Annotated in this window: 24 protein-coding genes; 7 read left to right on the plus strand and 17 right to left on the minus strand. The window is 63.5% G+C overall.

Features of this window, described 5'->3' with window-relative positions; genetic code table 11:
* Nucleotides 1-52: 52 nt before the first annotated feature.
* Complete coding sequence (locus PG900_RS09225) at nt 53-511, minus strand: carboxymuconolactone decarboxylase family protein (protein WP_194759116.1); 459 nt, start codon at nt 509-511, stop codon at nt 53-55.
* Between the two features lie 62 nt (nt 512-573).
* Here PG900_RS09225 and PG900_RS09230 point away from each other — a divergent pair, with 62 nt between their 5' ends.
* The gene (locus tag PG900_RS09230) at nt 574-1,068 is read left to right on the plus strand and encodes a MarR family winged helix-turn-helix transcriptional regulator (protein WP_270831334.1); all 495 of its coding nucleotides are present in this window, start codon (nt 574-576) and stop codon (nt 1,066-1,068) included.
* A gap of 66 nt (nt 1,069-1,134) precedes the next feature.
* Here the strand turns inward: PG900_RS09230 and PG900_RS09235 are convergent, their stop codons facing one another.
* From PG900_RS09235 to PG900_RS09245, 3 genes are all read right to left on the minus strand, one after another.
* Nucleotides 1,135-1,473 (minus strand): nuclear transport factor 2 family protein, encoded by a 339-nt coding sequence (locus PG900_RS09235; RefSeq protein WP_270831335.1) that lies wholly within the window; start codon nt 1,471-1,473, stop codon nt 1,135-1,137.
* Nucleotides 1,474-1,641: 168 nt separating this feature from the next.
* Entirely contained in the window at nt 1,642-3,231 is a 1,590-nt protein-coding gene (gene prfC / locus PG900_RS09240; RefSeq protein WP_085946238.1) for a peptide chain release factor 3, read from the minus strand.
* A gap of 255 nt (nt 3,232-3,486) precedes the next feature.
* Entirely contained in the window at nt 3,487-5,349 is a 1,863-nt protein-coding gene (locus tag PG900_RS09245; protein ID WP_333563442.1) for a diguanylate cyclase, read from the minus strand.
* Between the two features lie 223 nt (nt 5,350-5,572).
* Between PG900_RS09245 and PG900_RS09250 the strand changes: the two genes are divergently transcribed.
* Nucleotides 5,573-6,577 carry a sensor domain-containing diguanylate cyclase gene (locus PG900_RS09250; RefSeq protein WP_270831337.1) on the plus strand — a complete coding sequence of 335 codons (1,005 nt, stop codon included), beginning with the start codon at nt 5,573-5,575 and terminating at the stop codon, nt 6,575-6,577.
* Nucleotides 6,578-6,586: 9 nt separating this feature from the next.
* Here the strand turns inward: PG900_RS09250 and viaA are convergent, their stop codons facing one another.
* Nucleotides 6,587-8,041, minus strand: a complete 1,455-nt coding sequence (gene viaA / locus PG900_RS09255) for an ATPase RavA stimulator ViaA (RefSeq protein ID WP_016349461.1) — start codon at nt 8,039-8,041, stop codon at nt 6,587-6,589.
* 52 nt (nt 8,042-8,093) lie between these two features.
* The gene (locus PG900_RS09260; RefSeq protein WP_270831338.1) at nt 8,094-9,701 is read right to left on the minus strand and encodes an ATPase RavA domain-containing protein; all 1,608 of its coding nucleotides are present in this window, start codon (nt 9,699-9,701) and stop codon (nt 8,094-8,096) included.
* A gap of 238 nt (nt 9,702-9,939) precedes the next feature.
* Between PG900_RS09260 and PG900_RS09265 the strand changes: the two genes are divergently transcribed.
* Nucleotides 9,940-10,419, plus strand: a complete 480-nt coding sequence (locus PG900_RS09265; protein ID WP_270831339.1) for a DNA polymerase III subunit psi — start codon at nt 9,940-9,942, stop codon at nt 10,417-10,419.
* 50 nt (nt 10,420-10,469) lie between these two features.
* Entirely contained in the window at nt 10,470-10,919 is a 450-nt protein-coding gene (gene rimI / locus PG900_RS09270) for a ribosomal protein S18-alanine N-acetyltransferase (RefSeq protein ID WP_024944545.1), read from the plus strand.
* Between the two features lie 37 nt (nt 10,920-10,956).
* Here rimI and PG900_RS09275 read toward each other — a convergent pair whose 3' ends face one another.
* Nucleotides 10,957-11,502: a hypothetical protein gene (locus tag PG900_RS09275; protein ID WP_103827797.1), complete on the minus strand. Its 546-nt coding sequence runs from the start codon at nt 11,500-11,502 to the stop codon at nt 10,957-10,959.
* Nucleotides 11,503-11,688: 186 nt separating this feature from the next.
* Here PG900_RS09275 and PG900_RS09280 point away from each other — a divergent pair, with 186 nt between their 5' ends.
* Nucleotides 11,689-13,479 carry an AMP-dependent synthetase/ligase gene (locus PG900_RS09280; protein WP_270831340.1) on the plus strand — a complete coding sequence of 597 codons (1,791 nt, stop codon included), beginning with the start codon at nt 11,689-11,691 and terminating at the stop codon, nt 13,477-13,479.
* 82 nt (nt 13,480-13,561) lie between these two features.
* Here the strand turns inward: PG900_RS09280 and PG900_RS09285 are convergent, their stop codons facing one another.
* The 5 genes from PG900_RS09285 to PG900_RS09305 form a co-directional block, all read right to left on the minus strand.
* A complete protein-coding gene (locus tag PG900_RS09285) occupies nt 13,562-14,776 on the minus strand; it encodes an aldose 1-epimerase family protein (RefSeq protein WP_270831341.1) in 1,215 nt (404 codons plus the stop codon).
* Between the two features lie 254 nt (nt 14,777-15,030).
* Nucleotides 15,031-16,629 carry a glutamate--cysteine ligase gene (gshA, locus tag PG900_RS09290; protein WP_270831342.1) on the minus strand — a complete coding sequence of 533 codons (1,599 nt, stop codon included), beginning with the start codon at nt 16,627-16,629 and terminating at the stop codon, nt 15,031-15,033.
* 60 nt (nt 16,630-16,689) lie between these two features.
* Nucleotides 16,690-19,503, minus strand: a complete 2,814-nt coding sequence (locus tag PG900_RS09295; RefSeq protein ID WP_270831343.1) for a M16 family metallopeptidase — start codon at nt 19,501-19,503, stop codon at nt 16,690-16,692.
* A gap of 19 nt (nt 19,504-19,522) precedes the next feature.
* Nucleotides 19,523-19,960: a YqaA family protein gene (locus tag PG900_RS09300; RefSeq protein ID WP_029304641.1), complete on the minus strand. Its 438-nt coding sequence runs from the start codon at nt 19,958-19,960 to the stop codon at nt 19,523-19,525.
* Nucleotides 19,957-20,931: an NADP-dependent oxidoreductase gene (locus PG900_RS09305; RefSeq protein ID WP_270831344.1), complete on the minus strand. Its 975-nt coding sequence runs from the start codon at nt 20,929-20,931 to the stop codon at nt 19,957-19,959. The genes PG900_RS09300 and PG900_RS09305 overlap by 4 nt, the downstream gene beginning before the upstream one ends.
* Before the next feature lie 56 nt (nt 20,932-20,987).
* Between PG900_RS09305 and PG900_RS09310 the strand changes: the two genes are divergently transcribed.
* Nucleotides 20,988-21,155 carry a hypothetical protein gene (locus PG900_RS09310; RefSeq protein ID WP_005308905.1) on the plus strand — a complete coding sequence of 56 codons (168 nt, stop codon included), beginning with the start codon at nt 20,988-20,990 and terminating at the stop codon, nt 21,153-21,155.
* A 49-nt stretch (nt 21,156-21,204) separates the two neighbouring features.
* Here the strand turns inward: PG900_RS09310 and PG900_RS09315 are convergent, their stop codons facing one another.
* Nucleotides 21,205-22,203, minus strand: coding sequence for a Preprotein translocase subunit SecY (locus PG900_RS09315; RefSeq protein WP_270798062.1), 999 nt, complete (start codon nt 22,201-22,203; stop codon nt 21,205-21,207).
* Between the two features lie 302 nt (nt 22,204-22,505).
* Here PG900_RS09315 and PG900_RS09320 point away from each other — a divergent pair, with 302 nt between their 5' ends.
* Nucleotides 22,506-22,817, plus strand: a complete 312-nt coding sequence (locus PG900_RS09320; RefSeq protein WP_270798063.1) for a hypothetical protein — start codon at nt 22,506-22,508, stop codon at nt 22,815-22,817.
* A gap of 52 nt (nt 22,818-22,869) precedes the next feature.
* Here PG900_RS09320 and PG900_RS09325 read toward each other — a convergent pair whose 3' ends face one another.
* The 4 genes from PG900_RS09325 to rpsF form a co-directional block, all read right to left on the minus strand.
* Nucleotides 22,870-23,610 carry a ferredoxin--NADP reductase gene (locus PG900_RS09325; protein WP_270798064.1) on the minus strand — a complete coding sequence of 247 codons (741 nt, stop codon included), beginning with the start codon at nt 23,608-23,610 and terminating at the stop codon, nt 22,870-22,872.
* A gap of 101 nt (nt 23,611-23,711) precedes the next feature.
* Complete coding sequence (gene rplI / locus PG900_RS09330) at nt 23,712-24,158, minus strand: 50S ribosomal protein L9 (RefSeq protein WP_011704669.1); 447 nt, start codon at nt 24,156-24,158, stop codon at nt 23,712-23,714.
* A gap of 52 nt (nt 24,159-24,210) precedes the next feature.
* Complete coding sequence (gene rpsR / locus PG900_RS09335) at nt 24,211-24,441, minus strand: 30S ribosomal protein S18 (RefSeq protein ID WP_005308890.1); 231 nt, start codon at nt 24,439-24,441, stop codon at nt 24,211-24,213.
* 30 nt (nt 24,442-24,471) lie between these two features.
* Nucleotides 24,472-24,858 carry a 30S ribosomal protein S6 gene (gene rpsF / locus PG900_RS09340; RefSeq protein WP_005308887.1) on the minus strand — a complete coding sequence of 129 codons (387 nt, stop codon included), beginning with the start codon at nt 24,856-24,858 and terminating at the stop codon, nt 24,472-24,474.
* Nucleotides 24,859-25,022 lie beyond the last annotated feature (164 nt).

A 25,022-nucleotide genomic window follows, 5' to 3' on the forward strand; every position in this document is an offset into this window, starting at 1 on the left:
GCTCAGGATGAAAAAGGGCGGCAGCGATGCCGCCCTTTTGTTTGCCTGTTGCTCAGAGCTGGGCGGCGGGCGGCACGAAGCGCAGCGCCACCCCGAGCCGGTTCCAGCTGTTGATGGTGGCCACCGTCACCGACAGCTGCACTATCTGGGCCTCGCTGAAGTGCTCGCGCAGCTCGCCATAGAGTGCGTCGGGCACGCCGTCCGGCGGCAGCAGGGTCAGGCTCTCGGTCCAGGCCAGGGCCGCCCGCTCCGGGGCGCTGAACACGGTGGCATCCCGCCAGGCTGCCAGCTGATCCAGCTTGGCCTGCCCCACCCCGCTGCGACGGGCAATGTTCAGGTGATACTGCAGGCAGAAGCTGCAACCGTTGAGCTGGGAGGCGCGCAGCTTCACCAGCTCGCTCAGGCTTTTGTCGAGGCCAGCCTCGTCCACTGCCTTGCCGGCGGCGATCAGGGCGTCGTGAGCCGCCGGCAGCAGCTGGCGAAAGTCGGGGTAATCGATGCGGGTGCTCATTCTGGTGTTCTCCTTGGGCATGATTTAATATCAGGGCACGAACAACATATCAGCACCCTAACATGATAAACAAGCCCCCCTTGAGTACAGAGCTGCCCATCCCCCTGCCCGCCCCAGGCGAAGGCAAGCGCGGCGAAGCGGGTCACCTCGGCTATCTGCTGCGCCAGGCCGCGGCCGCCCAGCGCCTGCGCATGGAGCGGGCACTGGCGGACCTGCCCATCACGGCGCCCCAGTTTGCCCTGCTCACCATGTTGGATGCCTATCCCGGCAGCTCCAACGCCGAGCTCGCCCGGCTCACCCTGCTCACCCCCCAGACAGTGAGCCCCATGGTGACCAGCCTGGAGCGCAGCGGTCTGCTGGCCCGCACCCCTCACGCGGTCCATGGCCGCATCCAGCAGCTCAGCCTCAGTCCCGCCGGGGCTGAACTGCTGGCGCAGGCCAAGGCCAGGGTCGCCCGGCTGGAGCAGGAGCTGGCCGCCCCGCTGGCCGAGGAGGAGTTGCGGCTGGTCAAACGCTGGCTGGCGAACCTCGCCAGCGGCATGGAGGGCGAGGCCTGACGCCAGCCGGTGTTAGCGGACGGGGTTTGCAGTCAGGCCGAGGCAGACAGGGGTGCTGGGCGCTTGTCAGGTGGGGAAGTAGAACCAGGCCGTCTTGATCAGACCCGCCTCCACTTCGAAGACCGCCATGCTCTCCAGCGGCTCGGGGGAGAGGCCATAGATCAACTCGTGATCAAACACCTTGTTGCCGATGACGGTTCTCGACAGCAGCTCGGCCCTGAGCTGCGGGTTATTGAATCTGTGCTCGGCATAGAAGGTCCGGAGCGCCCCCTTGCCCACTGTGCTCGGGCTCTCCGTCGGCATCCGGTATCCCTTGAACGCCTCGCAGAAGCAGGCCAGGAAGGCCTCGAGATCATGGGCGTTGTAAGCGTTAAATTGTGCCTCGACGGGCAGTTCGACCGACATGCATCACTCCCTGAATCATGTAACATCCTCCTTTATAGGGGGCATTGCCCCCCTTGTCGACGGGTGACGGGGGCTCAGCCCCCATCTGCGCCTTGATCGCCATGCAAAAAAAGACCCCGCCTGGGCGGGGTCTTTTTTTATCTTGTCTGCCTAGCGGGCAAGCACTTATCAGTGCTCGCGGGTCTGGCGGAACTGGACGTCAGGGTGACGCTCCTGGGCCAGGCGCAAGTTGACCATGGTCGGCGCGATGTAGGTGAGGTTGTCACCGCCATCGAGGGCCAGGTTGACCTCGTTCTTGCGCTTGAACTCTTCGAACTTCTTGACGTCGGTCCCTTCCACCCAGCGGGCGGTGGAGACGTTGACCGCCTCGTACAGCGCCTCGACGTTGTATTCGCTCTTCAGACGAGAAACCACCACGTCGAACTGCAGCACACCGACCGCACCGACGATGAGATCGTTGCTGATGAGCGGACGGAACACCTGCACCGCACCCTCTTCGGAGAGCTGCACCAGCCCCTTGAGCAGCTGCTTCTGCTTGAGCGGGTCGCGCAGGCGGATACGGCGGAACAGTTCCGGCGCGAAGTTCGGGATGCCGGTGAACTTGAGATCCTCACCCTGGGTGAAGGTGTCGCCGATCTGGATAGTGCCGTGGTTGTGCAGACCTATGATGTCGCCGGCGAAGGCGTCTTCCGCCTGCTCGCGGTCACCGGCCATGAAGGTCACGGCGTCGGAGATGTTCACGTCCTTGCCGATGCGCACGTGGCGCATCTTCATGCCCTTGGAGTAGGTGCCTGACACGATGCGCATAAAGGCGATACGGTCGCGGTGTTTCGGGTCCATGTTCGCCTGGATCTTGAACACGAAACCGGAGAACTTCTCCTCGGTGGCGGCCACTTCACGGCTCTCGGCCTTGCGCGGCATGGGCGACGGTGCCCAGTCGGTCAGGCCGTCCAGCATGTGGTCCACACCGAAGTTACCCAGTGCAGTACCGAAGAAGACCGGGGTCATCTCGCCGGCGATGAAGGCATCGTGATCGAACTCGGGGGAGGCACCCTGTACCAGCTCCAGCTCGCCGCGCAGCTGGGCCGCCAGATCTTCGCCGATGGCGGCATCCAGCTCGGGGTTGTTCAACCCCTTGACCACCCGCTTCTCCTGGATAGTGTGGCCCTGGCCGCTCTGATAGAGATAGGTCTCGTCCTTGTAGAGGTGGTAGACACCCTTGAAGGATTTGCCGCAGCCGATGGGCCAGGTGATGGGGGCGCACATGATGTTGAGCTCGCGCTCCACCTCGTCCATGACCTCCATCGGATCGCGCACTTCGCGGTCCAGCTTGTTCATGAAGGTGAGGATGGGGGTGTCACGCAGCCGGGTCACTTCCATCAGCTTGCGGGTCCGGTCTTCAACACCCTTGGCGGCGTCGATGACCATCAGGCAGCAGTCGACCGCCGTCAGGGTACGGTAGGTATCTTCGGAGAAGTCCTCGTGACCCGGGGTGTCGAGCAGGTTGACCAGACAATCGGCATAGGGGAACTGCATCACCGAGGTAGTGATGGAGATACCACGCTGCTTCTCCATCTCCATCCAGTCGGATTTGGCGTGCTGGCCTGAGCCACGGCCCTTGACGGTACCGGCGCGCTGAATGGCCTGTCCGAACAGCAGGACTTTTTCGGTGATGGTGGTTTTACCCGCATCCGGGTGCGAGATGATCGCAAAAGTGCGTCTCTTGGAGACTTCACTCAGAAATTCAGCTGACATAATTCAACGTTCTTCTATTGGGCGGCGGCCTTAAGCCACCGTGGGATAATTCCGGAGTGCCGCATTGACTCACGGTCCGGCATGGATACGCAACGAGCCACACCAAGCTGGCATCAGACCAACCGGTGGAGAGAGGAAGAGGGTTGCGTTACATGGGTCTTCTCACCTGAGCCAAAGCAAAATTGCGCGACATTATACCCGCGCGAGTGAAAAATACCCAGCCCGGCTTTGCAGACGAGCAGGGGAGCCTGCGCCCCCCTACTCGGCCCGCATCACCTGGTTGCGGCCCGCCTGCTTGGCCCGGTACATGGCCTCGTCGGCCCGCTGCACCAGATCGCCGAAGCTCTCGTCGAGGGGGCTGTACTGGGCACAGCCGATGCTGACGTGCACCGGCTGCCCCTCCGGCATCCCGTCGATGCGCAGCTGGGCGACCCGATGGCGGATCCGCTCCGCCACCTCGACCGCCTCGTCGAGACAGGTGTCGGGCAGCAGCACCAGAAACTCCTCGCCACCGTTGCGCCCCACCCGATCGAGGGAGCGCAGCTGGGCGGCGACACAGCTGGCCACCTCGGCCAGCACCTTGTCCCCCATGTGGTGGCCCAGGGTGTCGTTTACCTGCTTGAAGTGATCGATGTCGAGCTGTAGCACCGACAAGGCCCGACCATGCTCTCGCGCCTGCTTGAACCAGGCCAGCCCCTTGGCCTGGATCTGGCGGCGGTTGTGCAGCCCGGTCAGGTCGTCGGTCATGGCGAGCCGGCGCATCTTGCGGGAGCGATTGAACTGATGCAGCGCCAGCATGCCCATCACCAGCAGCAACAAAATGACCACCGCATATTGCCAGTGGCGCCGCTCCTGCAGCTGCTTGAGCTTGGCCTCCTGCAGCAGCTGCTTGGTCTTGAGGGCCTGGTTCTCCAGCTCCTTGCGGGCCAGATCGAACTCGAAGCGCATCTGCAACGAACGCTGCTCCCTGAGTACCCGCTCCAGAGAGTGCTTGGTCTCGACGTACTTTTTGAGGCTGGCCAGCGCCCCGTTGATCTGGCCCTGCTGCTCCAGGATCCGGGCCCGCACCTCGTAGACCCGCGCCAGGAAGCGCTGGTTCTTCTCCTTGACGAAGATGGGCTCGGCCTGGGCCAGGTAGTAGAGCGCCTTGGTCGGGTTGCTCTGCGCCGCTTCCGCCATCCCCATCACCAGTTGCCAGTGGCCCAGGGTCACGCTGTCGGAGCTCTCGCCACTGCGCAGGATGGCATCGGCCTGCTGCAGCTTGCTCACCGCTTCGGCCACCTTGTTCTGGTTGAGGAGGATGGTGGCGATCTCGATCTGGATCCAGGCCAGCAGCCCCTCCTTCTGCTGGGAGCGGTAGAGCTGCTCGGCCTGGATCATCAGCGGCAGGGCCCGTTCATACTCCCCCATCTCGGCATAGAGCAGCCCCTGCTGGGAGCGGATGTCCACCAGCCGCTCCTGATCCCCCAGGGTGCCATAGTCGTGCTCCAGCTCCTTGAAATAGCCCTCGGCCCGCTCGTAGAGCCCCATCCGCCGGTAGGCGTTGGCGATCTGGGCCAGCACCTCCCGCGCCTTGCCGTCCTGCCCGAGCGACTCGAAGCGCTTGTGCGCCTCGATAAGCTCCATCAGCCCCTCCGCCAGCTCCCCCTGATAGGCGTACATGTCGCCGCGAAAGCTGAGGATGTCGGCCTCCTGCAGCCGATCGCCGAGTCGGCGGGCCAGTACCAGCGCCTGCTGGTAGTCGGCCTTGGCCTGATCCATGTTGCCGAGCAGCTGCTGGTGAAAGCCGCGACAGGTGAGCAGGCCGGTCTCGGTGATCCTGTCCTTGCGGGCCCGGGCGATGGCCAGCTGCTGATCGGCAAAGGCCACCACGGCGCGATACTCGCTATCCCACTCGGCGGGCATGGCCCAGCACTGCAGGCGCACGATGCGCCCCTGCACGTCGAGGGGATACTCATCCTTGCTCGCCACCAGCGCGGCGATGCGCAGCCGGAATATGCGGTCGGGCTGGAAGCCCTCTTCCAGCAGTTGCAGCTCGCGGGAGAGCTGGGGTTCGGTCAGCGGCGCCCGGGCCGCCCAGGCGAGGGGCGTGCACAATCCCGTCAGCAGGATCAGGGTCATGATGCGTTTCATGCCGGTTCGGTTTCCCCTCTGGTGGTGCAGCTAGGCAGGTGTGTTCACTATGACCATCATATCCTGCCTTGTTCAAGCACACAGCCACCAGGGAGAAAGAGAGAAAATCAGCCAGATCTGGCGGGCTCTCACACTGACCCCTCGTGCCTCTTTACAGATGGAAAATCAGCATCGACTATAAGCGCCATCCACTACAGGGAAGCGCGGGTTGATGACATACCAGGAGCTGCAGGCGGCCTACGACAAGCTGCTGCAGGAGAACGAACGGCTCAAGCGGGTCGCCGAGGATGCGCGGGAGAAGCTGGAAGCCGCCATGGACGGCACCGGCTTGTGCATCTGGCAGAACCATGTGCCCACCGGCAAGCTCATCATCTTCAACCGCCGCTGGGGCGCCATGCTCGGCTACCAGCCCAAGGAGCTGTCGGCCCACTTCGACGTCTGGCGCGAACACCTGCATCCGGAAGACAGGGAGCGGGTGCTGCAAGCCTTCTTCGATCACCTGAACGGCAAGAGCCCGTTTTATCAGGTGATGCACCGGATGATCGCCAAGGACGGCAAGACCACCTGGGTGCTGGACCGGGGCCGGGTGGTAGAGCGGGACGCACAGGGCAATCCCATACGGGTGATGGGCACCCACATCGACATCACCCACGAGAAGGAGTACGAGCAGCAGCTGGCCCAGCTCGCCCACCGGGATCCCCTCACCGGCCTGCTCAACCGCACCGCACTGCAGCGCCAGTTCCCGCAGGAGTACCGGGCGATCTGCTTCATCGATCTCGACGACTTCAAGCAGGTCAACGACAACCTGGGCCATCGCGCCGGCGACGAGCTGCTGATCGCCCTCACCCGCCGGCTGCGCGACTGCTGCGAGGAGGGGGTGAAGATAGGCCGGCTCGGCGGAGACGAATTCGTGCTGCTGCTGCCCTGGAGCAGCGACGATCCCCGCACCAGCCACCTGGCCCGCCAGTGCATCAACGCCATCTCCACCCCGTTCGAGCTGCCCAACGGCGACGCCTCGGTGGGATTGAGCATGGGGATTGCGGCGATCCGGCCGCAGGATGATTTCAGTACGGCGCTGGCTCGCGCCGACCAGGCCATGTATCGGGTCAAGCGCAGCGGCAAGCAGGGTTTTTACGTCTCCCAGCCAAGCGGCCAGCCGCTGCTGGATCAGGAGCAGGTCAACGAACGGGGACTCGGCCACCAGCCTAGCTGCTGACGGCCTGTCTCAGCTGCGCTGCCAGCGCCGCAGCAGGCGCCCGCGCAGGCCGCAATCGAGCAGCCAGCTGTTGTCGAACACCCGCAACAGCGCCGGCTTGGCATGGCGGGACATGGCCACCGCGTGAAAGCGGGTCTGCTGCTTGCGCTGGCGGTTCATCCGCTCCAGCAGGCTGTGGGGCAGGCTCTGGGCGATGAAGTCGGAGACCACCAGCACGTCCGCCTTGGCAAAGGCGGGGTCATCCAGCTTGATCAGGGCCTTCTCGAGGCAGGGGACCAGATCGGTGCCGCCGTGAAAACTCATGGAGAGGAAGCGCTCCGCCTTGTCGAGCCCGGTGTCGGCGGTGATCTCAAGGGTCGCCACCTCGGTGGAGAAGAGCATCAGGTAGCAGCCCCGCTTCTCGTCCATCGCCACCTTGAGCAGCGCCAGAAACAGCGCCTTGGCACACTCCTCCGGGTATCCCCCCATGGAGCCCGAGGTGTCGATGCAGACGATGAAGGGCCCCCGCTGCTGCAGTTGCCGCCCGCCGAGTTCCGGGGTGCGCAGCATGATGCGCTGACGCGGCAGGGTACCGCGCGACTGGTAGCTGAGCAGGCGCCGCTCCAGATAGCGGCGGTAGAACTCCAGCTCCAGCTCCGGCAGCGCCAGCATCACCGCCTCGCTCGGCAACAGTCGCATCAGATCGCTGGCCGGATGAATGCCCACCAGATCGTCCGGCACGTCGTCGGTCTGCACCTCCTCCAGCTCGTGCACCTGCACCGGCGGCACCGGCGAGTCGTTGGCCCGGTTGTCCTGCTGGCTGCGCCCCAGCAGGTTGGCGATCTCCGCCAGCAGCGGCTCGCGCTGCAGCATGCGGGCATACTGCTTGACCAGCACCAGGCTGCGCTTGTGCCAGCTGCCCTGCGCCAGATCCCACAGCCCGCCGGCGGAGATCTGGTTGGGATCGAGCGCATCGGCCAGGGTGCGGCTCGCCAGCAGCTGATCTTCGATCTCCTGGCGCTGCTTCTCCCGCTCCGCCTCGGCGATCTGCTGCTGCAGCTGCAGCAGGCTGCCCACCAGGCTGGTGCGCCACTTCTCGATCAGCAGCTGGCGCTGGCTGTCGGTGGGGTGGGCCATCAGCTGGCGCACCAGGCTGCGCGCCTCGCCGGCGAAGGGACTGTACTGCTCCAGCCCGTCCAGCAGGGCCGGCAGGCGTCCCATCAGCTCGGCCAGCGGCAACCCCTTGTGGGCCTGATAGAGGCGATACTCCTGCTCCAGCGCCACCGGCACCGGCTTGTGGCGCATCTCCTCCCCCAGCTGTTCGCTCCAGCGGCGGATCCGCTTTTGCAACAATTTGCCCTGCAACGGGGAGCGCTTGATGAACTCGGAGATCTTGGGGGTGGAGGCCAGCAGCAGCGCCATCTCGCCCGCCAGCTCCCCCTCGCCGATGAGCAGCCCCAGATCCATCATGCCGATCTCAAGCATGGCGACCTCCACCGACCAGGCTCACCACGGTCCCTTTCGCGCTCGCCATGGTTCAGGCGTCCAGCTGCGGCAGCCGGTCATGCCAGTGGCTGAGGTCGGCGCGCAACTGGTCCAGATCCCGGTTCAGCACGAAGAAGCTGTCCTCCACCTGCTGCAGCCAGTGGCGACCGATGAAGAGATGCTGCTGATGGCGCTCGAACAGGTTGCGCTGGCGCTTGAGCTCCTGCGCCAGCACGCCGGCCTCAGCCAGCAGCCCGGTCAGGGCGGCCTGCCAGGGGGCGATCACCACCTCGGGGATGGGATTGCGCTCCACCAGCACCAGGGGAATTTGCTGGCGCTGCAAGTCCAGCACGTGCAGGCGCAGCTCGTCGTCCAGCACCAGCTCGTAGTGGCCCTCCTTGGGGTTGCCGAGCGGCCAGCCCACCAGCGCCTCGCCGGTGGGATGCCAGTGGGAGAGCAGGGTGCGGTCGAATACCAGCGTCTCCACCAGCCGCTCCGGATCGTCGCCATCCAGCGCCGCCGGAGTGAGCAGGTGGAAGTGCGCCAGCTTGCCGAACGGGCGGGCGTTGGCCAGCGGGATCTGGATGCCGCGGGCGCGGCGCCCGAACCACTGCTGGCGCTTTCTGGCCTTGCAGCACAGGCGCTGGGCCACGCTCTGCCTGAGCTGCTTGAACTGCTCCCGCAGTCCCATCAGCTGACGGGTCATGGCCAGCTGCTGATAGCCGTAGAGGCGAGAGAACTCGGTCATCATCTCCAGCAGGGCGGTGCGCGAGGCCTCGTCATGCCAGAGGCAATCCTTGAACAGCAGCAGATCGAGCGGGGCTACCTCGTCGCGGCCATTGAAAAAGGCGCTCGCCTTGATGAGCCTGACGGCCTTCTTCCAGCGCCGATCCGACACGTAGCAGCTGTGGGCCAGCTGGCTGTCGAGCTGCTGGCGCAGCTGATAGATGAGCTCGAAGCAGTCATCCGGCAACCGGATCCGGTCGATCTGCTCCTGCCACTCCAGGTACTCCTCGCCGTGGATCTGCACCGAGGGCGGCAGATTCTGGTGGGACTGGCCGTCGCTGGCCAGCATGGCCTGGAAGTTGGCCTTCTCCTGCACCCGGTCCATCCAGATCCGCACCAGCATGCGGTCGTAGAGCGCCTCCAACCCGCTGTCGGGGGCCGGCAGCTCGTTGGAGGCGGTCACCAGCAGCCGCATGGGGATGGGGTGCTGACTGTCGCCGTTGCGAAACTGCCGCTCGTTGATGGCGGTGAGCAGGGTGTTGAGGATGGCGGGGCCCGCCTTCCAGATCTCGTCGAGGAACACTACCTCGGCCTCCGGCAGGTAGCCGGCGGTGAGCCGCAGATACTTGCCATCCTCCTTCAGCGCCTGGATGGAGAGGGGGCCGAACACCTCCTCCGGCGTGCTGAAACGGGTCATCAGGTACTCGAAGTGGCGGGCATCGAAGAAGGCCAGCTTGAGGCGCCGCGCGATCAGGCTCTTGGCGATGCCGGGCGGGCCCAGCAGAAACACGCTCTCGCCGCACAGGGCCGCCAGCAGGCCGAGCCGCAGGGCATCCTGGCGCTCGTAGAGCCCCTCGCCGAGGGCCGACAGCAGGCGTGGCAGGCGCTCGTGAATGGGGGCGAGACGAAGATTCTGTGATGCTAAAGGTGGCATAGGCACACTTCCGATACTGGGGTTGTCTGGAACCGGCACACCCGCGACGCGATCGAAGGTTCCCTGTCCTGCTTATTGGATTGTCGGGAGGCCGCCTGTGGCTCGCTCCAGCCGGTTGCCGAGCGCCGGGCCGCCTCACCTGGCTAAAACATACCGCAAAAGATGCAGCAAAACGCGTTCGAGTGTACCCTGCGCAGAGCTTTTTTCATCAATGCAGATCAAGACTGAGTCATCGTCCATGCAAGATCCAGTGCAGCTGACCACAGCGCGGGAGCCCACCCCCGCGCAACCTGACCAGGCATCCGGTCGCCTGCGGCAACACCTGCTGGCCCGGATGGGCATCCCGAGCTGGCAACTGCGCCGGCCAGCCCTGCTGGCGGGCCATCAGGTTGCGCCCGCGCCGGCCAATGAGAGCCCGGCAAGCGAGCAGGAGGCGGCCCCCGCCTCCGCCGTGCCAAGCGAGCCGCCAAGCGGCAAGCTCTGGATCCTGGCGAGCCGGCTGCCCGCCCCCGGCCTGCTGGCGGATCTCTGCCAGCTGCTCGGCATCGGCAGCGACGAAGTCAGCCTGCTAAGCAGCCTGCCCGTTGGCCACACCCCGCCCCTGCTCTGGCTGGAGGCGGCCGACCCCGCCTGGCCAGAGGCCCTGATCTGCCCGCTCGCGCCCAGCCCGGCCCAGAAACGGGCGCTGTGGCAGCAGCTCAAGGGGCGCCTCGGCTGAGCGCCGCGCCCCACCCTCTCTTCGTTCAGCCGCCCCGACCCGGAGCCACCATGGTGCAATTTCGTCCCCTGCTCGAGACCGACTTCGAGCTCATCTACCCCATCGAACAGGCTGCCCACAAGGAGCCCTGGAGCCAGGCCAACCTGCTCTCCTGCTTCGGGCCGCGCTACCTCAACGGCCTGCTGCTGGTCGACGGCCAGCCGGCCGGTTTCTACATCTCGGATCTGGTGGCGGGCGACAGCTCGCTGATGAACATCTGCGTGCACCCCGACTTTCAGGGCAAGGGGCTGGGGCGGGCGCTGCTCAAGGAGTACCTCAGCCGCAGCAAGGCCAACAAGGCCGAGGCCTGGTTCCTCGAGGTGCGGGCCGGCAACAGCACCGCCATCAGCCTCTACGAGAGCGAAGGGTTTGCCGAGTACTGCCGGCGCGCCGACTACTACGGCACCGGCCAGGATCGGGAAGATGCCGTGCTGATGTCCCGCCTGTTCGACTTCGGCTAGGCCGCCGCGTTACATCTGCGGCACTACATCTGCAGCACTACAGCAGCGGCGCGTTGTCGAGGGCCGGATCCTGCAGGCTTTGAGTGGTGTGCAGCACCGCCTCGAACCCGGCGGCGGAGAGCGGCATGAAGAAGCCGCGCTGCCAGGTCACCCCGGGCATCCAGATCTGCTGGATATCCACCACTATCTTGATGGGCTTGAGCGGCTCGCCCGGCTGCTGCACATAGATGCCGGGCGGCGTCGCCACCTGCGGGAAGCGGCGCAGTATGTGCTCGCTGCCATCCCCCGCATCCGGGTTGAGGCGCACCTTGACCAGCCGGGCCAGCACCGGCGCCATCTCCTCTGACTGCCACAGGCTGGTATCCAGCAGCTTGCAGCGCCGGCATTTGGCGCGTTCGATCACGTAGAGCAGCGGATAGCCCTTGTGCAGGGCCAGCTGCTGCGCCTGCGCATAGCCTTCGGCGCCGCTCAGCCAGGGGTTGTCCTCCTCGCTCCCCGTGCCACCCAGCGTAAACCAGAGCCCGCCGGCCCCCGCCAATAACAGCAATACCCCGGTCACCACCCCCTTGATGCCGACACTCATTGTTCACCCTCCCTGAATGGCTCCGCATGTCAGCTCCCATCATGCCTCAAGCTCACCCTAATTGACGACTTTGTGATCCAAGACAAATGGCGAACACTTGTAAGCTGTAATCTTAGAGTTTAAACTCCAGCGCGATTTTTCAGTGCCCCTTAGGGCGTACAACTGTTACTTGAGGATGTCTGACTGATGCCGAAACACCACCTGGTTCGACTGATGCGGGAGCGTATCGCCCGGCTTGGCAACAAGGCCGCCCTGCGCGTACAACAGGATGGCCAGTGGCGTGCCATCGGCTGGCGTACTCTGGGACAGGCCATGGACTACTGTGCCCAGGCGCTGATCCGCGCCGGCCACCAGCCCACCGAGATGGTCGGCATCTATGCCCGCAACATGCCGGAGTGGACCCAGGCCGATCTCGGCATCCTGGCCGCCCGCGGCGTCAGTGTCCCCATCTACCCCACCAGCACCCTGGAGCAGCTGCGCTACATCGTCAAAGATGCCGGCATCAAGGTGCTGTTCGTCGGCGAACAGCCTCAGTTCGACCAGGCGCTGCAACTGATTGAAAGCGGCGAGATCCGCCAGCTGGTCGCCCTCGACGGCAGCGTCAACCTGCGCGGCTGCCCGCAGGCGAGCCACTTCCAGACGTTTCTGGTCTCCGGCAATCACCAGCCCAGCGAGCAGGTATTGCGCGAGCGCGAAAGCCAGTACCGGATGGATGACCTGCTGACCCTGATCTACACCTCGGGCACCACCGGTGAGCCCAAGGGGGTCATGCTCGATTTCGCCAACATCGCCGCCTGCTTCGAGATGCACAACAGCCGCCTCGATCTGAACGAGCAGGATGTGTCGCTCTGCATGCTGCCGCTCAGCCACGTGTTCGAGCGGGCCTGGAGCTACTACGTGCTCTATTGCGGCGCCGAGAACGTCTACATCCGCGATCCGCAGAAGGTGATGGATGTCATCGGCGAGGTACAGCCCACCGTGATGTGCGCCGTGCCGCGCCTCTACGAGAAGGCCTACGCCATGATCCAGGCCAGGGTGGCCCAGGCCCCGCGCCTGCGTCAGGCCCTGTTCGGCTGGGCCACCAAAGTGGGCAAGCAGATGGTCGCCACCCGCCAGGCGGGCAAGACCGCCTCCCCCCTGCTTTACGGCCAGCTCTGGCTCGCCGAACGACTGGTGTTTCGCAAGCTGCGCGCCCGCTTCGGCGGCCGCACCCGCTTCCTGCCGGTGGCTGGCGCCCGCCTCGCCGACGAGGTGAACTTCTTCTTCCAGGCCATGGGGCTCAACCTCAAGTACGGCTACGGCATGACCGAGACCACCGCCACCGTCTGCTGCTACGAAGACAGCCAGTTCAAGCTGGGCTCCATCGGCACGGCGCTCTGCGGCATCGAGGTGAAACTGGGTGAGAACAACGAACTGCTGGTGCGCTCCCCGACCGTGATGCGCGGCTACTACAACAAGCCGGAAGCGACCGCCGAGGTGATGACCGAGGATGGTTTCCTGCGTACCGGCGATGCTGGCGAGCTCGACAGCGAAGGCAACATCTACTTCACCGAGCGCCTCAAGGAGCTGATGAAGACCTCCAACGGCAAGTACGTGGCCCCGCAACTGGTGGAAGGTACCATCGGCAAGGATCGCTTCATCGAGCAGATTGCCATCGTCGCCGATGCCCGCCACTTCGTGTCGGCGCTGATCGTGCCCTGCTTCGAGTCGCTGGAAGAGTACGCCCGCTCCATCAACCTGCAGTACCAGTGCAAGACCGAACTGCTGCGCCACTCCAAGGTGGTGGAGTTCTTCGAGGCACGCATCCAGGATCTGCAAAAAGAGCTGGCCAAGTTCGAGCAGGTGAAGAAGTTTACCCTGCTGCCGAGCGCCTTCTCCATGGAGCTGGGGGAACTGACCCCGACCATGAAGCTGCGCCGCAAGATCATCGAGTCCAAGTACCAGAGCGAAATCGAGGCGATGTACAACCATGTCTGAGTACAACCACGTCTGAGACCGCTCGGGTTCAGGGAAATAAAAAAGCCGCTTCAAGAGCGGCTTTTTGCTGTTTGTCCGTTGCTTACGGCAGCTTGACCAGCGGCTGGTCACGCAGTTCGGTAGGCCGGCCGGCCTGGATCTGTTCCACGCTGGCCAGAGCCTGCTTCACCTCGTCGGCATTCTGCAGCAGGCGGTAGGTCAGGTCGAAGGTCTTGGTCTCCCCCGGCTGAATTTTGGGGACCAGCCCCAGCGGGCGCTGGTACTTGGTGCTGTAGGCATAGCTGGTGCCGGGTTCGATGCCGGTCACATAGCCCTGAGCCCGGGTGTCGGTGTTCTTCCACAGGGTCAGCACCGGCAACTGCCTGGTGTTGTAGCCCACCGCCACCCCGGCGCTGCCTGCCCGGTTGTTCAGCACCGCCAGGGTGTTGCCCTCGGCGTCGCTGTAGGGCACCAGGTTGAACACCATCTCGTCGAAGCCCTTGGTCGGCCCCAGATAGGTTTGCCAGCTCTTCAGCCCCCCCTTGGCGTAGTCGTTGAACGGGGAGATCTGCTTCACCGGGGTGCTGACGCGCGCGCCCTCCTCCAGGATGGGGGCCCCGAAGTTGCCGTGGTAGATGATCTGGTACTCGTTCTCGTAGTCGGCGTGGTTGGTCAGCTTGTCCTGCAGGGCAAACTCCGCCTGACCGGGCACGACGCTGAGCTGGGTCCAGGTGACCAGCTCGCTCATCTTGAAGGTGCGCTCGTCCACCCGGCCCAGCACGTGAATGGCATAAGGCGGCTCCTCGTCTATGGTCACGCTGACCACGGAGGCCGGAATGTTCTGCACCCGGCCATGCAGACTCTTGAGGCGGCCGTCGTCATCCACTCCCGGGTGACCGGTCCACTCGTAGCCACAGCGCACCAGCATCTCGTTGAAGCCATCGAGCCAGCCGAGCCCGGCGCGGCTCTCCAGATCGATGAAGGCCGGATTGACCACCTCCTTGACCGGCGAATCCCAGCCGAGACGCAAATCGGCGGCTCTGACCTCCTTGATCCCCATGCCACGAGTCGGGATCAGGGTTATCTTCATCACCCCGTTGTCGACAATCAGCAGGTCCACCCCCTCCTGACGCCCGCCATGCAGCCGTTTCTTCTCGATGCTGAACGGTGCCGGACTCTTGATCCCCAGCTTGTCGCTGGTGATCTTCCAGTCCCCCGCATCCAGCCCCTGCTGAGAGTCGGTCAGCAGGAATTCGGCAGCCTGGCCCGAACTGGCGCCCAGCGCGAACAGTACGGCAATGGAAAGTCTCTTCAACATGGATTTATCCTCGTGTCTCTTGTTTTTGTTTAAGCTGAATCGTTTCAGTGATCGAGAAATTAGGCGGCAAGCCCATCAGACTCAAGCTGCAAAAGAGGAAAATGTGAGCCGATTGACAATAAAACCGCCAATCGCTCTGCTGAAGTGAAGGCTGACTCACAGTTATTTTCGGGCCCGTGACGGCCAACCGCCTACTGGGAAGCGCGAATAAAAAAGCCGCTCCGAAGAGCGGCTTGCAGCAGAAGTGGATCCCGTCAGGCCGGGGTCTTGCTGGTCCCGAAGTAGTCGGCCAGGAAGTCGTCGAACGACAGGCAGTCGCTGCGCTCGCGTTCCCGCTGCTTGGCCAGCGAGTCGCGAGCCTCGCCGGCAAAATAGGCCTCGTCCCAGTACTGCAGCTCACCGGCCAGCATCTCTTCCCGGTAGCGGTTGGCCAGCTCGTCGCCGAAGCAGCCGTTGTCCTGGCCGCTCTCCAGCAACTGCTTGAGCAGGCGGGCGGAGTAGGTAAGCTCGGGGTTGAGCAGCTTCTCGCGGTGCATCGCCAGGGTCTCGCGGTAGCGGTTGCGACCGCAGCAGCGATCCAGCAGCGCGGCGACCTCGGCCAGCTCGTCGAACAGCTTGAGGCCGTACTCTTTCAGGCCGATGGCATGACCCTGCTCGTCCTCCAGCTCGAGGCCGGGACGACGCCCCTCCAGCACCACCTTGGTCTGGTTGCGGCGATTGCGGGCAATCTCCTCGTCGCCCAGCACCGGGGACGGGCGCAGCAGGCACCAGACCAGGAACAGGTCGAAGAAGCGGATCTGATCCACCTCGATGCCGTACGGGGTGAAGGGGTTCACGTCCACGGTGCGCAGCTCGATGTACTCGATGCCGCGCTGCTCCAGCGCATCCGACGGCTTCTCGCCGCTGCGCGGGGTACGCTTGGGCCGGATCGGGGCGTACAGCTCGTTCTCCAGCTGCAGCACGTTGTCGTTGAGCTGGCGGTACTCGCCGTTCACCTTGACGCCGATCTTGGCGAAGTCGGGATCATGGGTGTTGATGGCGCGACGCAGGCTGCTGACATAGGCCGGCAGGCTGTCGTGACTGATCTTGAGCCCCGCCTGGGCGCTATTGGTGTAGCCCAGATCCGACAGCCGCAGCGCAGTGGCGTAGGGCAGGTAGAGGGTGCCCTTGCCGGTCTTCTGGAACGGCAGATTGCTCTTGCGCCCCTTCAGGAAGGAGTCGCAGATGGCCGGCGAGGCACCGAACAGATAGGGCACCAGCCAGCCGAAACGGTAGACGTTGCGAATAAGCCCCATGTACTTGTCGGAGATGAAGCGCTGGCTGCAGCACCCCTCGCACACCAGCTCCTGCCACTCGCACCAGAAGCTGTCCGGCATGGAGAAGTTGAAGTGCACCCCGGCGATCACCTGCATCAGGCTGCCGTAGCGGTTCTTCAACCCCTGCCGGTAGAGGGTTTTCATCCGGCCGATGTTGGAGCTGCCGTACTGGGCCAGCCGGATGTTCTCCTCGTCGCCGACGAAGCAGGGCATGGAGAGCGGCCAGATCCGCTCATCACCGAGATGGTGGATGGTGTGGCGGTGGATGTCGCCAAGCTGTTCCATCAGGCTGTCGATGGAGTCGGTGGCCGGCGTGATGAACTCCAGCAGGCTCTCCGAGTAGTCGGTGGTGATGTTGGCATGGGTCAGCGCCGAGCCCAGACTGCGGGGGTGATCGGTCTGGGCCAGGGTTCCTTCCGGGGTGATGCGCAGACATTCACGTTCGATCCCGCGCCGGATCCCCTTGAGGGCGGTCAGCCGTTCCGGCGAACCCAGGGCGGTCAACAACTCGGTGAGTGACAAGCTTGTCGTAGTCATATTCACGGCTCATGTGTGGCCGCCCCACAGGGGGGCGGCACTCTTTATTATGTAGCGCCCTCAGGGCAGCTGCAGCGGATAGATGGGAAGATGAAGCTCCTTCAAGGGTTTTTCAAGCTTTTGCTTGTCCCCCACCACCACAATCACCATCTCGGCCGGGTCAAGCCAGCGTGCCGCACTGGCCTTGAGCGTCTCGGCCGACACCGTCTTGATCAGGTTGTTCTGGGCCTGCACATAGTCCGGCTTCAGGTCGTACATGATCATCTGCAGCAGGAAGCCCGCCTTCTGGCCCAGGGTCTCGTAGGAGAGGGCATCCTGCTGGGAGACGGCGCTGCGCATGTAGGCCAGCTCCACCGGCGTCGGCCCGTTCTTGCGGTAGTTGTCCATCTCCTTGAGGAACTGGCGGACGGCATCCACGGTCGCATCGGCCCGCACGTCGGCGCCGGTGGCGAAGGTACCCGCCTCCCGGTTGGCGGAGAAGCCCGAACTGGCACCATAGGTGTAGCCCTTGTCTTCACGAAGATTTTGGTTAATGCGACTGCTTGTACTTCCCCCGAAATTAAAATTCATCAATGCGGCTGTAAAATAGTCACCCGTGGTATCGAACGGCATGGCGCGGCGACCGATGCGGATCACCGACTGGGGCGCCCCCGGCTTGTCCACCAGATAGATGCCCGGCTTGGCCTGCTCACCCGCCGGCTTGAGGCTGCCCAGAGAGGGCTCGGCCCCCTTCCACTGGGTCAGGAAGGCGAGTTGATCCTCCACCTGGGACTGGGTCACATCACCCACCACCACCACCTTGGCGTTGGTCGGGTTGTAGTAGTTCTGATAGAAGCGCTTCACGTCCGCCAGAGTCAGCTTCTCGACATCGGCCAGCACGCCGTCACCCGGCTGACCGAGGCGGTTCTGCTTGCCGTAGACCAGCTCGCGGAAGGCCTGACCGGCCAGCCACTCCGGCTGCTGCTCGCTCTGCTTCATCCCCTGCAGCATCTGCGCCTTGACCCGCTCGAAGTCGGCCTCGCGCATGCCGGGCCGCTCATACACCTCGCGCACCAGCGCCAGGGTCTGCGGCAGCTTGTCGGCCAGGCTGCTGATGGTGACCAGGTTGTTGTACTGGGCGCTGGAGACGCTGACGCTGGAGCCGAGCTTTTGCAGCTCGTCGCTGAGCTGGGCCTCGGTCAGACGCACCGAGCCCTGTCCCATCATGCTGGCGGTGAGGCTGGCCAGCCCCAACTCACCCTTGCCTTCGGCCCGCATGCCGCCCGGCAGGGCAACCATGATGGAAACCGCAGGGATTTCATCGCTCTGGGTGCCGATGATCTCGATCCCCTTGTCGAGCTTGCCGCGCCAGATAGCCGGCACCTTGACGCTCACCGCATCGGCCGCCTTGGGCTGCACGCTGCGATCAAAATCGTCTTTCACCGGTCGCTCGGCCAGCACCTGATCATGCTTGCTGTAATCCGGCAGCTCACGCTTGGCCGGGGTGAAGTTGGGCTTGGCGGCCTGCCAATCGCTCTTGCCCTTGGGCACCACGCTCAACACCACCGCCGGCTTGTTCAGGATGAACTTGTCGTAGGCGGTCTTGACCTGCTCCGGGGTCACCTTGCCGATGGCATCCAGGCGCTTGAACACATAGTTGGGGTCCTGGGCGAACACCTGACCCATGGCGAGCTGGCTCACCTTGCCGGAGACGCTGTCCAGCCCCCAGATAGCCGAGGCACGATAGCTGTTGATCGCCTTCTCCAGATCCTCCGGCTTGAGGCCGCGACCGGCGAACTCGCCGATCACCTTGTCCACCTCGCTCTTGAGGGTCTTCAGGCTGCCGTCCACCGCCGGGTTGGAATAGGCGTAGACGGTCAGGGTACAGGCCAGCTCCTCACAGTTGTGGTAGGCGCCCGCATCAATCGCCTTGCCGCTCTTGACCAGCGACTGGTAGAGCATGGAGCTGGCGCTACCGCCCAGCACGTCGGCAAACATGTCGAGCGCCGGCTCCTGCGGATCGCCGAGCGACACGGTCGGGTAGCTGATGTAGAGCAGCGGCAGGTGCACCTTGTCCTGCAGCGTCACGTAACGGGTTTCGGGCAGGGTGACGGGCGCAGGGGTCGGCTCGGCCACGTCCGGGCCGCGCGGGATGGAGCCGAAATACTGCTCAATCCAGGCCAGCGCCTGCTTGGTATCGAAGTCGCCGCCCAGGGTCAGGGTGGCGTTGTTGGGGCCGTACCAGCGCAGGAAGAACTGCTTGAGATCGTTGACGTCGACCCGGTCGAGATCCTCCACATAGCCGATGGGTAGCCAGGAGTAGGGGTGGGTGCGCGGGTAGAGCGCCTCGCCCACCTTCTCAAGCTTTAAACCATAGGGTTGGTTGTCATAATTTTGACCTCGTTCATTCTTGACTGTGGCGCGCTGGATCTCGAACTTCTTCTGGCTCACCGCGTCGAGCAAAAAGCCCATGCGGTCGGCCTCCAGCCAGAGCACCTTCTCCAGCTGGTTGGCCGGCACGGTCTCGTAGTAGTTGGTGCGGTCCCTGCTGGTGGTGCCGTTCATGTCACCGCCAGCTTCGTTGATGATCCGCATGTGCTCCTGATCCCCCACATGCTTGGAGCCCTGGAACATCATGTGCTCGAAGAAGTGGGCGAAACCGGACTTGCCCACCTGCTCGCGGGCCGAGCCCACGTGGTAGGTGACGTCCAGGTGCACCAGGGGATCGGATTTGTCGGGCGCCAGAATGACGGTCAGGCCGTTGTCCAGCTTGTACATCTGGTAGGGAATGCCGAGCTTGCCCTCTTCCTTGACCTGTTCCGACACCAGGGTGGGTGCCGCCAGCACGGGCAGGGAGAAGCCCAGAAGCATGCTTAATGGAATGAGTTTGTTCACAGTTACCTCGTGAGTGAAGCTAGAAGATCTGCCTGGCCAGCAGAAAGACCAGGGCATAACGCAACAATTTGCCGAGCCCGATGAGAATGAGAGAGCGCCAGAAGGAGAGACGCAGCCAGCCGGCCAGCAGACAGAGACCATCGCCGATCACCGGCGTCCAGGCCAGCAGCAGACACCAGTGGCCATGTTGTTTGAGCCAGCCGAGGGCTTTTTGTTCCCCACGGCCTTGAAAATCTTCCGGTTTTTTCTTGAAGGTGGCGAGCCAGCCGAGCCACCAGGTGGTCATGGAGCCGAGGGTATTGCCCAGCGTCGCCCACAGCAGCAGGCTGGCCATGCTCCACTCCCCCTTGGTCGCCATGGCTCCCAGCAGCACTTCCGAGCTGCCGGGCAGCAGGGTGGCGGAGGTGAAGGCGCTCAGAAACAGCCAGCCGAGCCCCAGCTCGGTGATGCCGTTCATCCGGCCAGAGCGTCCGCGGCGGGCATGCGCAGCAACAGCTTGCCACGCACGTGGCCCTGCTCGATGGCCTGATGGGCCAGTGCCCCTTCCGCCAGCGGGAATTCGCCGGAGACGGTGATCTGCACCTCCCCCTGACGCAACAGGATCAGCATCTGGCTCAACTGCTGGCGGTCAGGATGCACCAGCATGCCAAGCACCTCGATGGCGCTGCCGGCCGCGGCATCCTTGATCTGCTGGGCGGTGATGGTGGGTACCGTCACCAGCCGGCCACCCGGCTTGACGCAGGCCAGCGCCGCCTGGCCACTCTCGCCCCCCACCAGATCCAGCACCAGATCGACCAGACCGTCGGCCACCACCTGGGCGGCCCAGTCCGCATCGTGGTAATCCACCATCTTGCTGGCCCCCAGCGCGTGCAGGAAGCTGTGGTTGTCACCGCTCGCCGTCGCCACCACCTCGGCGCCATAGGCGCTGGCAAACTGCACCGCCAGATGGCCGACGCCGCCGGCACCAGCCAGGATCAGCACCCGTTGCCCCGCCTTGAGGGCGCCGTGCTCGAACAACCCCTGCCAGGCGGTGAGGCCGGCCAGCGGCAGCGCCGCACCCTGCCTCAGAGCGAGATCCTCCAGCTTGACCAGCTCCTCTTCGCGGGCCACCACGGACTCGCCGTAGCCACCGGCGGCGAGGGGAAAGCCCACCATGCCGCACACCCTGTCCCCCTCGGCCAGCGAGTCGACACCAGGGCCTATCTTCTCCACCACCCCGGCCACGTCATAGCCCGGCGTCCAGGGCAGCTTGTCCTTGTTCTGGGCCGCCGCCCAGCCGAGGCCGGCCCGGGTCTTGGCATCGATGGGGTTGACCCCCGCAAAACAGATGCGCACCCGCACTTCGCCGTCGGCTGGCACCTTGTCCAGGGAAGGGTTGAGCCGAAGTACCGAGGGGTCGCCGAATGCGGTAATCTGTAGCTGCGTCATTGCACAATCCATCCTGTTGATTGATCAAGGGTCAACAGAATAACAGCGAGGACACCATGGCTCGAATGTTTCTTATTCCTCTGTTGCTGGCCCTGGGGTGGTGGGCGTTTCTGCTCTACTTCCGCATCCCGCTCAAGCAGGGGGCCAAGGGCTTTTACTGGATCATCGGCATCGGCGGCGGGCTGGCCGCCTTCCTCAGCCTGATGATGGTGCTGACCCACTAGCACAGCCCCCACGCGGCAATAAAAAGGCCACCCTGCGGTGGCCTGATGATCAACTCCCCTGCGAGCTGAGATGGTAGTGGCGGTTGCTGCCCTGCCCCAGCACCCCCTGGGCCAGCAGATGCTGGAACACCCGATCCACCTCCTCCAGCGACAGCGACAGCGCCTCTGCGACTCGCCGCTTGCTGCACTTGAGCTCGCCGCTCTCCAGCGCACTGCGTACCTGAGCCACCACCTCCGGCTCGGGCTCCGGTCTGGCCATCACGGCGGGCACCATGGCCGCCGCTTGCGCCTGGCGGGCCAGGGTCTGCTCCCTGGCCTGCTGCCACAGCCAGCTGCGACGAAAGCGGTTCTCCTCGCCGATCAGGCTGACGAAGAAGGCACCAAACACGTCGAGCAGCACGGAGAGGAAGCAGACCAGCAGAAACTGCACCTGGCTGATGCTCATTCCCACCCCGTCCGCCAGGCTGCTCATCAGCCCCAGCATGGAGGATTGCTCGTTGATGGGCTTGGCATCGCGCTCCTGACGCAGTTCATCCTGACGCAGCCTGAGCTTGGTGTTGGCCTGCTGCAACCCGCTGACACCGCTGGAGATGCGCGCCATCTCGATATACTTGCGGGCCGCCTCCTCGTTGAGCTGGATCTGCCGCTCTATGCTGGCGATCTGCTCGTCGAAGCGGGCGATCTCCCGCTCATGGCGCGCCTGTTGGTTGAGGATGGTGTTGGTGGCGCTGTTGATGCCGCCGATGCTGCCACCGATGGAGATGGCAGCCAGCACGCTGTAAAACAGCAGCGACCAGAAGGCCCCGCTCAGCTCCCGCCGCGCTTTGCACTCGCCGTACTCGTACCAGACGTAGAACTTGCCCAGCTCGAAGATGATGGCCAGGCCGCCGAACAGCCACTTCATCAGGGGGTTCTCGTCGATGGAGAGAAACAGCAGCAGGGAGAAGACGATGGAGGCCAGAATGGCCAGCCCGGTAAAACTGTACACCGTGGTCAAGGCGAACCACCCCTTGGGGTAGCGCAGCACGGTAGAAGCCTGTGTAGTCATGATGAAGGGGGTGCGATATGCAGGAAAAGTTGGCTGCCGATTATAGTCAGCCGAGCCACAGAATGAAGGCTAATCATTTGAATTGACTCCGATACCTTCACAAACGGACAGGCTGCGACCAGATTGGGCAAATTGTCGACGCTTCCCCGTTGTCTGCCGCTGCAATCCCCGCCAGCCTGATCGCATGCCCGCCCGCGGCAAGCCGGCATGACATGCCCGCCAACTGATGTCGAGCCCGGTTCCGGCCCGGTTAAGGCGCCAGCTTCTACACTGAGACCAATCCTTCCGCACTCGAGGTCATCATGCACAAATCCATACTGCTGCTCTCCCTGCTGCTCGTCCAAGGCGTGGCTATGGCGGCGCCCCCCTCCAAGAACAACGATGGTGTCAAACTCTCCACCGACGACATCAAGCTGGACATTAACTGGGATCAGAAAGAGTACGACTGGTGGCAAAATAACTGCTTCGATCTCGGCATCGGCGACAGCCGCATCCAGCTCAACTGCGACAAGATGGACGGCAAATACCGGGACCACTACAACCGCAGCATCCACAGCGGCAACAACCCGGGCCAGGGCCACAACAAGCAGAAAGGCAACGGCAAGAAGAATTGATCGTCATCCCCGTCACCCTGACACAGGGGCCGAGGCCCCTGTGTCCATTTCTCTACCAGTAGTTCTCCGCACTGATGTTGCCGGGCGCCCGCCGCAGGTTCTTGGCCAGCCCCAATGACAGCAAGGTCTGCTGGGTCTCCTTCACCATGGCCGGGTTACCGCAGATCAGCACCTGACTCAGCTCGGGGGCGAATTCCAACCCGACCCGCGCCTGCAGCCGACCGTCGGCGATGGCTGCCGGGATCCGCCCCGCCATCGCCTCGGACCATTCCTCCCGGCTGACGAAGGGCACATAGCGAAAACGCTCGCCGTGGCGGGCGGCAAAACCCGCGATAAGCTCCCGGTAGCTCAGCTCTTCCCCCTTGCGCACCCCGTGCACCAGCACCAGATTCTCGAAACGGGCGAAGGCTTCCCCGTCGGCCAGCATGGAGAGGAAGGGGCCGATGGCGGTACCGGTGGAGAGCAGCCAGAGATCGCGCCCGGCCGGTATCTCGTCCAGGGTCAGAAAACCGGTCGCCAGGGATTGCACCAGCAGGCTGTCGCCCGCTTGCAGGGAGCCGAGGGACGGAGTCAGTTCCCCATCGGGGATCTCGACGAAATAGAACTCGTGATAGGGTGCTGACGGAGGATTGACGAAGGAGTAGGCCCGCTGGACGCGGCGATCGCCCTGCTCGAGGGCCAGTTTGGTGAATTGCCCCGCCTTGTAGGGGGCCAGCTCGGCCGCCACACGCAGGGAGAACAGGGTGGGCGTCCACTCGATACGCTCAAGGACGCGACCTTCGACCCAGGCCATAGGGATCTCCTCCAGAAGAACGGATCCTTACTCTAACCCCGGGCCTGAAAATAAAAAACCCGCGCAAGTGCGCGGGTTTTTTCTGCAAAAGCGAGTCGCTATTACAGGGCAACAACCTGGATCTGTACGGTTGCTTTGACGTCAGCGTGCAGCTGAACAACAACTTCGTAGTCACCGGTGTTACGCAGAACGTTGCCCATGCGGACTTCGCTCTTGGCAACGGCTACGCCGGCAGCAGTGATGGCTTCAGCCACGTCACGGGTACCGATGGAACCGAACAGCTTGCCTTCGTCGCCAGACTTGGAGGCGATAACAACGGCAGCCAGTTCACCCAGCTTGGCAGCGCGCTCTTCAGCGGCAGCTTTACCGGCAGCCAGTTTGGCTTCCAGTTCAGCACGGCGAGCATCGAAGGTCTCGATGTTGGCCTTGGTAGCCATAACAGCTTTGCCTTGCGGGATCAGGTAGTTACGGGCATAACCAGCTTTCACGGAAACTTGGTCACCCAGACCGCCCAGTTTGGCGATTTTGTCGAGCAGGATAACTTGCATTACCTTTCCTCTATAAATTTCGTTGAGTTAGGCTTAAGCGCCGGACCGATTCTTACTTGTTGTGCAGATCGGTGTACGGCAGCAGAGCCAGGTAACGAGCACGCTTGATGGCGCGTGCCAGCTGACGCTGATACTTGGCGCGGGTACCGGTGATACGGCTCGGTACGATCTTGCCAGATTCAGTGATGTAGTTTTTCAGAGTAACGATATCTTTGTAGTCGATCTCGGTAACGTTCTCGGCGGTGAAGCGGCAGAACTTACGACGACGGAAATAACGTGCCATGGCCTTTATCCTCTAGTCAGTGATCCAGAATTACTCTTCGGAAGCAGCTTCAGTAGCTTCTTCGCGGCGCTCGTCGTCACGACGGGTGAAGCGCTCTTCCTTGGCCTTGGCCATCGGAGAAACTTCAGTCACGGCGTGCTTGGTGCGCATGATCATGTTGCGGATAACGGCATCGTTGAAGCGGAAGTTGGTTTCCAGCTCATCGATAACGGCTTGCTCTGCTTCTACGTTCATCAGAACGTAGTGGGCTTTGTGCAGTTTGTCGATCGGGTAAGCCAGCTGACGACGGCCCCAATCTTCCAGGCGATGAATGGTACCACCGGAGGTGGTGATGGCGCCGGTGTAACGCTCGATCATGCCAGGTACTTGCTCGCTCTGGTCCGGATGAACCATGAAGACGATTTCGTAATGACGCATTTTAGCTCCTTACGGATTAATTCAGCCTCCGCCCAGGTGCAGCCAGACCTCGGAGGCAAGGAACATAATGGTGTTTAGACGCTGCTTTTCTAGGGCGGCGTATTGTACAAAATCCCATCCCCCACTGCAACCAGCCGCCACCGATGTTTTTATCTATGAGAACA

The organism is Aeromonas sp. QDB03 (assembly GCF_027707985.1).
Taxonomy (GTDB): Bacteria; Pseudomonadota; Gammaproteobacteria; order Enterobacterales; family Aeromonadaceae; genus Aeromonas; species Aeromonas hydrophila.

What these genes read in the sequence shown, in the direction of transcription:
- PG900_RS09225 (WP_194759116.1), bottom strand. Translation starts at nt 511, where the DNA reads ATGAGCACCCGCATCGATTACCCCGACTTTCGCCAGCTGCTGCCGGCG.
- PG900_RS09230 (WP_270831334.1), top strand. Translation starts at nt 574, where the DNA reads ATGATAAACAAGCCCCCCTTGAGTACAGAGCTGCCCATCCCCCTGCCC.
- PG900_RS09235 (WP_270831335.1), bottom strand. Translation starts at nt 1,473, where the DNA reads ATGTCGGTCGAACTGCCCGTCGAGGCACAATTTAACGCTTACAACGCC.
- PG900_RS09245 (WP_333563442.1), bottom strand. Translation starts at nt 5,349, where the DNA reads ATGACCCTGATCCTGCTGACGGGATTGTGCACGCCCCTCGCCTGGGCG.
- PG900_RS09250 (WP_270831337.1), top strand. Translation starts at nt 5,573, where the DNA reads ATGACATACCAGGAGCTGCAGGCGGCCTACGACAAGCTGCTGCAGGAG.
- viaA (WP_016349461.1), bottom strand. Translation starts at nt 8,041, where the DNA reads ATGCTTGAGATCGGCATGATGGATCTGGGGCTGCTCATCGGCGAGGGG.
- PG900_RS09260 (WP_270831338.1), bottom strand. Translation starts at nt 9,701, where the DNA reads ATGCCACCTTTAGCATCACAGAATCTTCGTCTCGCCCCCATTCACGAG.
- PG900_RS09265 (WP_270831339.1), top strand. Translation starts at nt 9,940, where the DNA reads ATGCAAGATCCAGTGCAGCTGACCACAGCGCGGGAGCCCACCCCCGCG.
- rimI (WP_024944545.1), top strand. Translation starts at nt 10,470, where the DNA reads ATGGTGCAATTTCGTCCCCTGCTCGAGACCGACTTCGAGCTCATCTAC.
- PG900_RS09275 (WP_103827797.1), bottom strand. Translation starts at nt 11,502, where the DNA reads ATGAGTGTCGGCATCAAGGGGGTGGTGACCGGGGTATTGCTGTTATTG.
- PG900_RS09280 (WP_270831340.1), top strand. Translation starts at nt 11,689, where the DNA reads ATGCCGAAACACCACCTGGTTCGACTGATGCGGGAGCGTATCGCCCGG.
- PG900_RS09285 (WP_270831341.1), bottom strand. Translation starts at nt 14,776, where the DNA reads ATGTTGAAGAGACTTTCCATTGCCGTACTGTTCGCGCTGGGCGCCAGT.
- gshA (WP_270831342.1), bottom strand. Translation starts at nt 16,629, where the DNA reads ATGACTACGACAAGCTTGTCACTCACCGAGTTGTTGACCGCCCTGGGT.
- PG900_RS09300 (WP_029304641.1), bottom strand. Translation starts at nt 19,960, where the DNA reads ATGAACGGCATCACCGAGCTGGGGCTCGGCTGGCTGTTTCTGAGCGCC.
- PG900_RS09305 (WP_270831344.1), bottom strand. Translation starts at nt 20,931, where the DNA reads ATGACGCAGCTACAGATTACCGCATTCGGCGACCCCTCGGTACTTCGG.
- PG900_RS09310 (WP_005308905.1), top strand. Translation starts at nt 20,988, where the DNA reads ATGGCTCGAATGTTTCTTATTCCTCTGTTGCTGGCCCTGGGGTGGTGG.
- PG900_RS09315 (WP_270798062.1), bottom strand. Translation starts at nt 22,203, where the DNA reads ATGACTACACAGGCTTCTACCGTGCTGCGCTACCCCAAGGGGTGGTTC.
- PG900_RS09320 (WP_270798063.1), top strand. Translation starts at nt 22,506, where the DNA reads ATGCACAAATCCATACTGCTGCTCTCCCTGCTGCTCGTCCAAGGCGTG.
- PG900_RS09325 (WP_270798064.1), bottom strand. Translation starts at nt 23,610, where the DNA reads ATGGCCTGGGTCGAAGGTCGCGTCCTTGAGCGTATCGAGTGGACGCCC.
- rplI (WP_011704669.1), bottom strand. Translation starts at nt 24,158, where the DNA reads ATGCAAGTTATCCTGCTCGACAAAATCGCCAAACTGGGCGGTCTGGGT.
- rpsR (WP_005308890.1), bottom strand. Translation starts at nt 24,441, where the DNA reads ATGGCACGTTATTTCCGTCGTCGTAAGTTCTGCCGCTTCACCGCCGAG.
- rpsF (WP_005308887.1), bottom strand. Translation starts at nt 24,858, where the DNA reads ATGCGTCATTACGAAATCGTCTTCATGGTTCATCCGGACCAGAGCGAG.